Origin of the sequence: Corynebacterium sputi DSM 45148 (assembly GCF_000427865.1) — a bacterium.
GTDB lineage: Bacteria > Actinomycetota > Actinomycetes > Mycobacteriales > Mycobacteriaceae > Corynebacterium > Corynebacterium sputi.
This window is the reverse complement of sequence record NZ_ATYV01000023.1, coordinates 38,096-49,401: the sequence shown is the minus strand read 5'-3', so window position 1 is coordinate 49,401 and position 11,306 is coordinate 38,096. Positions and strand designations below refer to the sequence as shown.

Genomic DNA, 11,306 nt, shown 5'->3' with positions numbered 1-11,306 from the left:
AGCACACCCCCACCCGACGGGGTATAAATGGGATGCGCAAAAAATACGGTTAATGTTTAAGCAGCCACCGCTAGGCGCTGCCGGCATCATTAAACCGAAGTAAATAATAAGTACATCGGCACACTATCGAGTTCTCAAAAAACATTCGCACACCCTGCTCATCAGATCATGTCCGACTCGCCCAGGCAGCAAGAGAAAAACTTAGTTCCTCACCTTCTCGGTGTCAAACCGAGCAGAGAAGAAATTATCTCAGTCGCATGCTGTGCACCTCTCAGAACCAGCATCCTCACCCGATTGGGAGTCTCTGCGTGGCCTGCGCTGTGCGCTGCTTGCCCGGTAAACATTAGCCCTATGTGTCCACTCAACACAAAACACGAGGTAACAACCGGTTTTTCCGGAGTTAACCTCGTGTTTAAGTGACTCGAAGGGTGACAACCACCCTCCCGATGTCGATTTCTAGCCGATCTGCACGCCTGCGAAGTTCTTCTTGCCTCGGCGCAGAACCAACCAGGAACCGTGGAGCAGATCCTCGGAGGCCGGCGTCCACTCTTCTTCGGAGATACGGACATTGTTCGCGTAAGCGCCGCCTTCCTTAATGGTGCGACGCGCTTCGCCCTTCGACTTGGCCAGGCCCGTGGCAACCAAGATATCGACGATGGTGTTCTGCTCCCCTGCCGGAAGCTGCACAACCTGTCCGCCGGAGACCTCGGTGATCGCGCCTGCGAGAGTCTCCTCATCCAGGTCGGCGAGTTCTGCCTTTCCGAACAGAGCCTGTGCCGCGAGTTCCACACCTTCGCGTGCATCCCTGCCGTGGACCAGGCCGGTCATCTCCTGTGCCAGGCGACGCTGAGCCTCACGCTTGAACGGACGCTCCGCAACAGCGACCTCGTACTCGGCGATTTCTGCACGAGTAAGGAAGGTGAACCAACGCAGGTAGTCAATGACGACGGAATCGCCAGCATTAACGAAGTACTGGTACCAGGCGTACGGGCTCGTCTGCTCCGGGTCGAGCCAGAGCTTGCCGCCACCGGTGGACTTGCCGAACTTCTGCCCATCCGCATCAGTTACCAGCGGCACGGTCAGAGCGTGCACCTTTTCCTGGTCCAGGCGACGGTTCAGATCGACACCGGAAATGATGTTGCCCCACTGGTCGGATCCACCGATCTGCAGTCGGCACTCGTAGTTGCGGCGTAGGTGCACGAAGTCATTGGCCTGCAGCAGCATGTAGGAGAACTCGGTGTAGGAGATTCCGTCTGACTCCAGGCGACGCTTGACCGTCTCGCGGTCGAGCATCGTGTTGACGGAGAAGTTCTTGCCCAGGTCGCGCAGGAACTCGATGACGTTCATCTGCAGAGTCCAGTCTGCGTTGTTCAGCAGCAGGCCTCGGCCCTCACTGAAGTCAATGAACCGTGCCAGCTGCCCCTTGATTGCAGCGACGTTTGCCTCTGCCTGCTCATTGGTGAGCATGGACCGCTCCCCCACGTCGCGCGGGTCACCGATCATGCCTGTTGCACCGCCGGCCATGGCGATCGGCCGGTGACCTGCCTCTTGCAGGCGCTTGAGAATGATCAACGGAACAAGGTGGCCTGCGTGCAGGGAGTCACCGGTCGGGTCGAAACCGACATAGGCGGTGATCGGCCCCTTGTCCGCTTCTTCCCGGAGTGCGTCCAGGTCGGTCGACTGCGCGATCAGGCCGCGCCACTGCAGCTCGTCAATGATGTTCTCGTTACTCACGGCAATCATCGTAACCCGCAGGTGTCACTGGATTCAGGTCAGCCCGTCCGCTTTGCGGTGGGCCCGGTAGGCAGAGACTGTTTCACCGGCTAAGTGGAAACGCCATTCGCGTGACGACGCCGCCCTCAATCCCACTCGCGGACCGGCAACAATCACATCGTCATGGTCGGCCGGACAAAGTCGGACACGAGAGGATTGGGAAAGAAGGTTCAGCCCGTAGTCATCCATAGTGATCCCGAGTGCCTGAGCGACATTACCGGGACCTGCAGAGAGTCGGGTCGATTGTTGGGTGTGGCCGCGGTTGGACAGGGACGTCGTCAAGCCGGTTGTGATCCGTACCGACCTGATGAGAACTCCCCCGCCGATGCCATCCGCACCACAGGTGATGTTCGCACAATGGTGGATGCCGTACGAGCGATACACGTACAGGTGACCGGGCGGACCGAACATAACGCGATTGCGAGGAGTTAATCCGGGCCAGGTGTGAGCACCAGGATCAGGCCACGGCGACTCGGCCGGACCGCCGTATGCCTCGACCTCGGTAATAACCGAAGAAATGGCCGACGGCCCCTCACCGACATGCAGTTCCGCACCGAGAAGGGCGCGGGCCGCGTCAGGAGGGGCCGCCGAAATGGTGTCGAGCGGGAAAATCACTTCCAGTCGACTGCCTCATCAGAGAGGAGCACCGGGATGCCCTTCTCGATCTTGTAGGCAATGTTGAGGCGCGGGTTTACCAGAACCTCGTCAGCCTCTACGTAGTCCAGCGGGCCGCGATCACGCGGGCAGGCCAGGATCTCCACGAGCTTCGGATCAAGAGTCATACGGGACACCGTAATCCCTTATCCACGGACCGGGGTGGTCGCCCACGCCCGGTCGTCGGCCGAAGCTTCACGGACACGCTGGAGCTGCTCGGCGACGCGGTCACCGGAAGTTCCACCACGGGTGTCGCGAGATGCCACTGCGCCCTCGACGGTGAGGACCTCGCGGACGCCCGGAGTCAGAGACTCGTGGACGCTCTGGAGCTCCTCGTCGGTCAGCTCGTCGAGGCCGACACCACGGGACTCTGCGATCCGGACGCACTGGCCCGATGCCTCATGTGCAATTCGGAACGGCACGCCCTGGCGGACCATCCACTCGGCAAGATCGGTAGCCAGGGTGTAGCCAGCCGGTGCGATCTCGCGCATGCGCTCTTCGTGGAAGGTCAGGGTTGCGACCAGACCAGTCATCGCGGGCAGCAGGAGGTTGAGCTGCTCGACCGAATCGACGATCGGCTCCTTGTCCTCCTGGAGATCGCGGTTGTAAGCCAGGGGCTGCGCCTTCAGCGTCGCCAGCAAGCCAGCAACGTTGCCGATCAGACGACCGGTCTTGCCACGGGTCAGTTCGGCGACATCCGGGTTCTTCTTCTGCGGCATGATGGACGATCCGGTGGACCACTCATCAGAAAGCGTGACGTAACCGAATTCCGGGGTGCACCACGCGATGATTTCTTCGGCCAATCGCGACATGTCCACGGCAGTCTGCGCGAGGACGAATGCGGTCTCGGAGGCGAAGTCACGCGAGCTGGTGGCATCGATCGAGTTATCTGCGGCGGAGTCGAAACCGAGCTCTGCGGCGATGGCCTCCGGATCCAGGTGCAGCGAAGAACCTGCCAGAGCACCGGAGCCGTAGGGGCTCACTGCCAGACGGCGGTCGAGGTCGCGGATGCGGTCGACGTCGCGAAGCAGCGGCTGGGCGTGTGCCAGCAACTGGTGCCCAAGGAGCACCGGCTGCGCGGCCTGGAAATGGGTCTTGCCCGGCATGATCGCACTCGGGTGCGCTGCGGACTGATCCGCCAACGCGTCGACGAGGTCAAGGACACCCTGCGCGATATCGCGAACAGCGTCACGGACCCACATGCGGAACAGCGTGGCGACCTGGTCGTTGCGGGAGCGGCCAGCGCGCAGGCGCCCACCGACCTCAGGACCAACTCGGTCAATCAGACCGCGCTCCATTGCACCGTGCACGTCCTCGTCAGAGACCTCAGGACCGAAAGCCCCGGAAAGGACATCTGCGCCGAGGTTGTCCAGGCCGTCGAGCATGGTGGCCAAGTCAGCGTCGGAAAGCAATCCGCGAGCGTTGAGCACGCGGGCGTGCGCCTTCGACGCGAGAGTGTCATACGGGGCAAGAACCCAGTCGAAATGAGTTGACTTGCTCAGGGCTGCCATCGCGTCCGCCGGGCCGCCGGCGAACCGACCGCCCCACAACGAACCTTCGTTGGTGCCGTGCTGCTCCACTGCCATGTGTGTCCGGTCCCCTCTTACAGGTTGAAGTCGCGCTTAGCGGCGATCTTGGAGGACAGGCCGTGCAGCTCGACGAAACCACGTGCGTGGGTCTGGTCGAAGGTGTCGTGCTCGTCGTAGGTAGCCAGGTTGAAGTCATAGAGGGACTTCTCCGAGCGGCGGCCGTTGACCCAGCAATTGCCAGCGTGCATGACCAGGCGGATGTCGCCAGTGACGTTCTTCTGAGCCTCGTCGATGAAGACGTCCAGGGTGCGCTTCAGCGGGGAGAACCACAGGCCGTCGTAGACCTGGGTGGCCCACTTGTCTTCGATGCCACGCTTGAAACGGGCGAGCTCGCGCTCGACGGTGACGTCCTCCAGCGCGGTGTGCGCGGTGATGAGGGCGATAGCACCCGGGGCCTCGTAGACCTCACGGGACTTGATGCCGATGAGGCGGTCTTCGACCATGTCCAGTCGGCCGACGCCCTGGGCGCCTGCACGACGGTTCATTTCCTCGATGATCTCGAGCATGGACTTCTTCTCACCATCGAGGGCAACCGGGGTGCCGTCGACGAAGGAGATGACAACCTCGTCCGGGGAGGAGAAGTTGAGGGTCGGGTCCTCGGTGTATGCGTAGGTGTCCTTGGTCGGCGCATTCCACAGGTCCTCCAAGTAACCGGCCTCGACAGCGCGGCCGAAGAGGTTCTGGTCGATGGAGAACGGCGATGCCTTGGACTGCTCGATCGGCAGGTTGTTCTTCTCGGCGAAGGCGATGGCCTTGTCGCGGGTCCAGGCGTAGTCACGAGCCGGGGCGATGATCTTCAGATCCGGTGCCAGGTTGGCGAAACCAACCTCGAAGCGGACCTGGTCGTTGCCCTTGCCGGTGCAACCGTGGGAGACGTGCGTGCCGCCGTGCTCCTTGGATGCCTCGACGAGGTGCTTGACGATCAGCGGTCGGGACAGGCCGGAGACCAGCGGGTACTGACGCTGGTACAGGGCGTTGGCCTTGATCGCCGGGAGGCAGTAGTCTTCGGCGAACTCATCCTTGGCATCAACGACAACGGACTCGACCGCGCCGCAGTCCAGTGCGCGCTGGCGGATGCTGTCGAGGTCCTCGCCGCCCTGTCCGACGTCGATGGCGACGGCGACAACCTCAGCGCCGGTCTCCTGCTTCATCCACTCGATGGCGACGGAGGTGTCCAGACCTCCGGAGTAGGCGAGAATGACGCGATCGGTCATGAAAGTCTCCTCAGAATTAATGGTTGGCCCAACCGGGCCCTTTCAAACATGGTCAATACTACTGTGCGTCTGTGCCCGACAGGCGGCGGGCCAGCTCATCTCCGGTGAGTGGTTCGCGAGCCAGACACATCACTGTGTCGTCGCCCGCGATGGTCCCCACCACGTCAGACAACCCCGCGCGGTCGATCACGCTCGCGAGGTACTGGGCGGCTCCCGGAGGGGTCCTCAAGACCGCGATGTGCCCGGAGGCGTCGGCGCTGACAAGCAGCTCGTCGAGCACCCTGCGCATGCGGGTCACGGCGCTACCGCCGCCTCCTACTTGCGCATCAACGCTGTACCGGACTGAACCATCGGTGTCGCGGATCTTCCGCGCACCGATCTCGTCCAAGTCCCGGCTGAGGGTCGCCTGGGCGATGTCCACGCCCTCGTCCGCTAGAAGGTCAGCTAGCTGCCCCTGGCTGCGGACTATCTCCCGTTCCAGCAGGTGCGTGATCCGCGCCTGTCTGGCGGCTCGGGAAGACGCTGCGGCAGACATCAGCTGCGCTCCATCAGCCAGACCAGAAGTGCCTTCTGTGCGTGCATCCGGTTCTCGGCTTCGTCGAAGACTGCCGACTGCGGGCCGTCGATGACATCCGCGGTGACCTCATTGCCCCGGTAGGCCGGCAGGCAGTGAAGGAAAATCGCGTCATCGCCGGCGGCGGACATTATCTCCTGCGTGACCTGGTACGGCAGGAACGGGGTGCGACGGTCGATTCCGTCATCCTCCATACCCATCGATACCCAGGTGTCCGTGATGATGACGTCCGCCCCGCTGACGCAGGCGGTATCTGTGGTGACCTCGACGACAGCACCTGTCTCCTGGGCGATCTTCTTGGCGCGGTCCACGAATCGCTGCTCCGGGTGGAATCCCTCCGGCGCGCAGATCGTGATTCCCAAGCCCGCTGTGGCAAAGCCCAGCAGGTAGGAGTTGGCCATGTTGTTATCGCCGTCGCCGAGGTACACCGCACGGCGACCCTTCAGCCCGGGTACGCCCTCGTCCGGGCAGACCTTCTCGACGATGGTCTGCAGGTCCGCAAGGATCTGGCACGGGTGCAGATCATCAGAGAGGGCGTTGACCACCGGAACGGAGGCCGCTGCCGCCATCTCTTCCAGGTTCGAGTGTGCATACGTGCGCCACACGATGGTGGAGACGAATCGCGAGAGCACTTTGCCGGTGTCCTCGAAGGACTCGCCCTTGCCCATCTGGGAGCTTCCGGAATCCACCACGATGGAGTTTCCGCCGAGCGCCGCAATTGCGGCGTCGAAGGAGAACCTGGTGCGGGTGGAGTTTTTGTCGAACAGCACCGCGACAGACTGCGGGCCCTCGTAGGTCTTGCGCAGGTACGGGTTGCGCTTGAGGTCCGCAGCAAGCGCGAGGACCTCCGCCTGTTCAATCGGGCTCAGGTCGTCATCGGCCAGGAAGTGTCGAGTCATGCCTTATCTCCTTCAGATTCCAGTGCTGCTGCGGCATCCGCGAGGCAGGCGCCGACCAGGTCGACGGCTTCAGCAATCTCCGCGTCGGTCAGGTTCAACGGAGGCACAACGCGGATCACGTTCGGCTGCGGTGCGTTGAGAATGACGCCGCGCCGGTATCCGGCGTCGACCGCGCCCTTTGCCAATTGCTCGTCGAGAACGAGGCCAAGCATGTAGCCGCGGCCGCGGACGTGGTCTACGTGGTCCAGTGCTGCGAGCTTGCGTGCAAAAACCTTCCCGACGGTCCGAACCCGCTTTACCAAGTCCTCCGACTCCAGCGTGTCGATGACAGCCAAGGCTGCCGCACAGCAGATCGGGTTGCCGCCGAAAGTCGTGCCGTGAACACCTGGGGTGAAGAGCTTCGCTGCCTTACCCCGAGCCACGACGGCACCCAGCGGCAGTCCGCCACCGAGGCCCTTAGCCAAGGTCATCACGTCTGGCTGAATATCCTCGTACTGGTGCGCGAACCAATTGCCGGTACGACCGATGCCGGTCTGCACCTCATCGAGGATGAGGAGGATCCCGTACTTCTCTGTCAGTTCGCGAACTGACTTCAAATACCCCTCCGGGGGCGTGACGACGCCCGTTTCACCTTGGATCGGCTCCAAGATCACGGCGGCAGTGTGCATCGGGTCGGACTCGATCGTCTTTTTCAGAAACTCGAAGTCGCCGTACGGCACGAACTCCACGCCGAGCGGCATCGGGTCAAACGGGGCCCGCTTATCGGGCTGTCCGGTCATCGCTAGCGCACCCATCGTCCGGCCATGGAAGGCATGGTTCGAGGAAATGATGCGACGGCGCCCGGTCAACCGTGCAAGCTTGAATGCGGCCTCGTTGGCCTCGGTGCCGGAGTTGCAGAACATCACCCGCGTTTCTTCTGCATCCCATCCGGTCAACTCCACCAGCTTGTCGGCGAGGTCGAGAGACGGCTTGGATGCGAAGATATTCGACACATGCGACATCGTCTGCACCTGGTGTGAGACTGCATCGATGATCGCCGGGTGGCTATGTCCCAGCGCATTGACAGCGATTCCGGTAAGCAGGTCGAGGTATTCCTTGCCCTCAGAGTCGACCAAGCGGGCGCCGGAGGCCGAGGCAAGTTCGATACGCGGGGTGCCGTAGTTGTCCATCATGAGCGCCCGGTAGCGCTCGTCGAATCCCGTCATTGTGTTCCGTTCAGATCGTGGTCGGCCGTGGTGTCAATACGTGTTCGGGTGTCTTACTCGGAGTGCGGAAGTCGGAAGACTGCGCCACCGAAATCGGAGCGCGGGCCCGGCTTCGCCTCACCCGGCAGCACCATTGTGCCGATTCCGCCGGTAGTCATCAGCTCGAGCAGCACTGCGTGGGGCACGCGGCCGTCGATGACATGCGCGGCGTTAACTCCAGAGTCGACGGACCGCAGGCACGCTTCCATCTTCGGAACCATGCCGGCATCTAGGTCCGGCATGAGAGTACGGAGCTTCTCGACGCTAACCTTCGACAACAGCGAACTGCGGTCCGGCCAATCGGTGTACAGCCCTTCGACGTTGGTCAATACCACGAGGCGGTCAGCGTCCAGCGCGGTCGCCAGAGCGCCCGCAGCGGTATCGGCGTTGATGTTGTAGATCTCGCCATTGGGACCCGGGGCGATCGTTGAGACCACCGGAATGCGTCCGGCGTCGATCAGATCCATCAGCCCGTCCGGACGAACACCCGTGATGTCGCCAACCAGACCGATGTCCGTAGGTTCACCGCCAACGTTCACGTAGCGCTTCTCTGCGGTGAACAGTCCGCCGTCCTCGCCGGAAGTTCCCACCGCGTACGGGGCGTACTGGTTGATCAGACCGACCAACTCGCGGCCGACCTGTCCGAACAGAACCATGCGGACAACTTCCATGACCTCCGGGGTGGTCACACGGAATCCGCCGCGGAACTCCCCTTCCATGCCCAGTCGCTTGAGCATCGCGGAGATCTGCGGCCCACCGCCGTGGACGACGACGGGCTTAACGCCGACAGTGCGCAGAAAGACCATGTCGCGGGCGAATGCTGCCTTAAGCGAATCGTCGGTCATAGCGTTGCCGCCGTACTTCACCACAACGATCCGGTCGCGGTAGTGCTGCAACCAGGGCAATGCCTCGGAGAGGACCTCAGCACGCTGTTCTGCGGTGAGGTCACCGGTCAGGTCGAGGATGTTGTCTGCTTCGGGGGTGTCGGACATCTCCGGGCACCGTCCTTCCTGTGTCGTACTAGGTGGAGTACGCGGAGTTGATGTGGACGTAGTCGTGCGACAGGTCCGTGGTGCGGATGGAGGCTGATTCCAGGTCACCGGTGCCAAGGTCCACCTCGACGAGGATGTCCATTCCGGACAAGTCGACCTCACGGGCATCCGGGGTTCCGGTGGTGTTTTCACAGACGACATGTCCGTTGAAGCTCACCGAGATTCCTTCCGGATCCATCTCAACCGGGGCGACGCCGACGGCTGCGAGCACGCGGCCCCAGTTCGGGTCAGAGCCGAACATTGCGCACTTGAAGAGACTGTCGCGGCACAGCACGCGGGCAGCCAGTAGTGCCTGCTCTTCCCCACCGGTGCCGCGGACGGTGATGGTGACCCGCTTGGTCACGCCTTCGGCGTCGGCCTGCATCTGCCGGGCAATGTCGTCACAGACCTGGCGGACCAGGCTGTCGAATTCATCCTTGTCCGGAACAACTCCAGATGCGCCGCTGGCCATGAGCAGAACCGTGTCGTTGGTGGAGGTCGAACCATCGACGTCCAGACGGTTGAAGGTCATCTCTGAAGCCTTAGCAAGAGCGTCGTGAGCCCACTCGGGGCTGACGTCAGCGTCGGTGGTGATGACGCCGAGCATCGTCGCCATCGACGGACTGATCATGCCGACACCCTTACCGGTCGCTCCGACCGTGTAACCGGTGCCGTGGGCCACGGCCTGCTTCGGCACCAGATCAGTGGTGCGGATAGCGTCGGCGGCAGCGTCAGCGGCGCTTTGGTCATCGGACAGTGAGGACACGAGCGAATCAATTCCGCCGAGAACTTTGTCCATCGGCATGCGCTCACCGATCAATCCGGTGGATGCGACTCCGACCTCGTCGAACGGCACATCCAAAGCAGTGGCGACTGCTTGGCAGGTGCTCAGGGCGTCCTCGATACCCGCCCGGCCGTTGCAGGCGTTGGCATTGCCGGAGTTGATGATCACCGCGCTGAGGGCACCATTCGCGACGTTGTCGCGCGTGACGACGACCGGAGCTGCCTGAACCTTATTCAGCGTAAACACTGCCGCGGCAGTCTTCTTCGGCCCGTCATTGACCAAGAGCATGAGGTCACGGTTTCCCGATGCTTTGATTCCCACGGTCCCGCCAGCGGCACGGAAGCCTGCTGGTGCGGTGACGCCCGTGGTGTCGGGGATTGTTGCGGTGTCGGTCATTGTCGTGGGTGCCTTAGGTGAGTTGTTGGGTGTTCGTCAGGATCAGGGTGCCACGCCGGCCTGCGGCAGACCGGAGGTTTCGGGAAGGCCGGTAACCAGGTTCATGCACTGCACGGCGGCGCCGGCGGTTCCCTTGGTCAGGTTGTCAATGGCTGCGGTGACGAGCAGCCGACCGGCGCGCTCGTCGACCTCCACCTGGAGCTGGACCATGTTCGAGCCGATCACAGACTGGGTCTGCGGCTGCTGGCCGGCAGACAGGAGTTGAATAAACGGTTCGTCGGCGTACCGGGCTGCATATGCTTCCCGGGCCTTCTCCTCGGTGATCGAGGCATCCTTCAGCGGAGCCGAAGCCACGGTGAGAATTCCTCGAGCAGTCGGCGCGAGTACCGGGGTGAAACTGATGTTCAGATTCTCGGCGTGCGGGGTGAGGTTCTGGATAAATTCAGCGGTGTGCCGGTGCTTGCCCGAGGTGTTGTAGGCCTTGATGTTGCCCATCACCTCGGCGCCGAGCAGACCGACCGAGGCCTTCTTGCCGCCTCCGGAGGTTCCCGTGATGGAGACGACCGAGATATCCGGAACGATCAGTTCATCTGCAACAGCCGGAAGAAGAGCAATGGAACCGCCGGTGGGGAAACATCCGGGGACTGCGATCCGACGGGAGTCTACGATCTTCTCGCGTCCACCAGGGAGCTCCGGGATTCCGTAGGTCCAGGTACCTGCGTGCTCAGAACCGTAGTAGTGCAGCCACTCATCGGGGTCAGAGAGCCGGAAATCGGCGCCACAGTCGAGGATGGCCGGGCCATCGCCGAGGGCGTTTGCGATCACGCCGGAGTGTCCGTGTGGCAAGCCGAGGAAAACCACATCATGGCCGGAGAGAACCTCAGCAGTGGTGTCTTCGATGATCCGATCTGCCAATGGAGAAAGATGCGGCATGATGTCGCCGACACGCTGACCTGCATTGGAGGCACCGGTGAGCGCACCGATCGTCAGATCACCCGACAGATATGCCGGATGGTTGAGCAGCAGCCGGAGAACCTCTCCTCCGGCGTAGCCGCTCGCGCCTGCGATTGCCACGGAAATACTCATGGAGAACACTAAACACCACTACGCGATTCTATGCAAGATATTCACGAAGATGAATGGAAAGT

11 protein-coding genes are annotated in these 11,306 nt (G+C 62.3%); all 11 read right to left on the bottom strand.

What is annotated here, in order from left to right; all coding sequences use genetic code 11:
* Positions 1 to 456 precede the first annotated feature (456 nt).
* The 11 genes from tyrS to argC are packed head-to-tail and all read right to left on the bottom strand — an operon-like array spanning position 457 to position 11,244.
* Positions 457 to 1,743: a tyrosine--tRNA ligase gene (tyrS, locus tag YWU_RS0111580; protein WP_034647779.1), complete on the bottom strand. Its 1,287-nt coding sequence runs from the start codon at positions 1,741 to 1,743 to the stop codon at positions 457 to 459.
* A gap of 24 nt (positions 1,744 to 1,767) precedes the next feature.
* Positions 1,768 to 2,388 (bottom strand): DNA-3-methyladenine glycosylase, encoded by a 621-nt coding sequence (locus YWU_RS0111575; RefSeq protein ID WP_240484128.1) that lies wholly within the window; start codon positions 2,386 to 2,388, stop codon positions 1,768 to 1,770.
* Entirely contained in the window at positions 2,385 to 2,555 is a 171-nt protein-coding gene (locus YWU_RS0111570; RefSeq protein ID WP_027020608.1) for a Trm112 family protein, read from the bottom strand. Before YWU_RS0111570 ends, YWU_RS0111575 begins: the two co-directional genes overlap by 4 nt.
* A gap of 18 nt (positions 2,556 to 2,573) precedes the next feature.
* Positions 2,574 to 4,013, bottom strand: coding sequence for an argininosuccinate lyase (gene argH / locus YWU_RS0111565; RefSeq protein WP_034647778.1), 1,440 nt, complete (start codon positions 4,011 to 4,013; stop codon positions 2,574 to 2,576).
* Positions 4,014 to 4,030: 17 nt separating this feature from the next.
* Positions 4,031 to 5,230 carry an argininosuccinate synthase gene (locus YWU_RS0111560; protein ID WP_027020606.1) on the bottom strand — a complete coding sequence of 400 codons (1,200 nt, stop codon included), beginning with the start codon at positions 5,228 to 5,230 and terminating at the stop codon, positions 4,031 to 4,033.
* Between the two features lie 58 nt (positions 5,231 to 5,288).
* Positions 5,289 to 5,765 (bottom strand): arginine repressor, encoded by a 477-nt coding sequence (locus tag YWU_RS0111555; protein ID WP_156892827.1) that lies wholly within the window; start codon positions 5,763 to 5,765, stop codon positions 5,289 to 5,291.
* Entirely contained in the window at positions 5,765 to 6,703 is a 939-nt protein-coding gene (gene argF / locus YWU_RS0111550; RefSeq protein ID WP_027020604.1) for an ornithine carbamoyltransferase, read from the bottom strand. The genes YWU_RS0111555 and argF overlap by 1 nt, the downstream gene beginning before the upstream one ends.
* On the bottom strand, positions 6,700 to 7,908 hold the full coding sequence (locus YWU_RS0111545) for an acetylornithine transaminase (RefSeq protein WP_027020603.1): 1,209 nt from the start codon (positions 7,906 to 7,908) through the stop codon (positions 6,700 to 6,702). The genes argF and YWU_RS0111545 overlap by 4 nt, the downstream gene beginning before the upstream one ends.
* Before the next feature lie 53 nt (positions 7,909 to 7,961).
* A complete protein-coding gene (argB, locus tag YWU_RS0111540; RefSeq protein WP_027020602.1) occupies positions 7,962 to 8,912 on the bottom strand; it encodes an acetylglutamate kinase in 951 nt (316 codons plus the stop codon).
* 55 nt (positions 8,913 to 8,967) lie between these two features.
* Entirely contained in the window at positions 8,968 to 10,158 is a 1,191-nt protein-coding gene (gene argJ / locus YWU_RS0111535) for a bifunctional glutamate N-acetyltransferase/amino-acid acetyltransferase ArgJ (RefSeq protein WP_027020601.1), read from the bottom strand.
* 42 nt (positions 10,159 to 10,200) lie between these two features.
* Positions 10,201 to 11,244, bottom strand: coding sequence for an N-acetyl-gamma-glutamyl-phosphate reductase (gene argC, locus YWU_RS0111530; protein WP_027020600.1), 1,044 nt, complete (start codon positions 11,242 to 11,244; stop codon positions 10,201 to 10,203).
* Positions 11,245 to 11,306: the final 62 nt, after the last annotated feature.

Bases quoted from the DNA above. Each gene is read 5' to 3' on its own strand.
- tyrS (WP_034647779.1), bottom strand. From the start codon at position 1,743: ATGATTGCCGTGAGTAACGAGAACATCATTGACGAGCTGCAGTGGCGC.
- YWU_RS0111570 (WP_027020608.1), bottom strand. From the start codon at position 2,555: ATGACTCTTGATCCGAAGCTCGTGGAGATCCTGGCCTGCCCGCGTGAT.
- argH (WP_034647778.1), bottom strand. From the start codon at position 4,013: ATGGCAGTGGAGCAGCACGGCACCAACGAAGGTTCGTTGTGGGGCGGT.
- YWU_RS0111560 (WP_027020606.1), bottom strand. From the start codon at position 5,230: ATGACCGATCGCGTCATTCTCGCCTACTCCGGAGGTCTGGACACCTCC.
- YWU_RS0111555 (WP_156892827.1), bottom strand. From the start codon at position 5,765: ATGTCTGCCGCAGCGTCTTCCCGAGCCGCCAGACAGGCGCGGATCACG.
- argF (WP_027020604.1), bottom strand. From the start codon at position 6,703: ATGACTCGACACTTCCTGGCCGATGACGACCTGAGCCCGATTGAACAG.
- YWU_RS0111545 (WP_027020603.1), bottom strand. From the start codon at position 7,908: ATGACGGGATTCGACGAGCGCTACCGGGCGCTCATGATGGACAACTAC.
- argJ (WP_027020601.1), bottom strand. From the start codon at position 10,158: ATGACCGACACCGCAACAATCCCCGACACCACGGGCGTCACCGCACCA.
- argC (WP_027020600.1), bottom strand. From the start codon at position 11,244: ATGAGTATTTCCGTGGCAATCGCAGGCGCGAGCGGCTACGCCGGAGGA.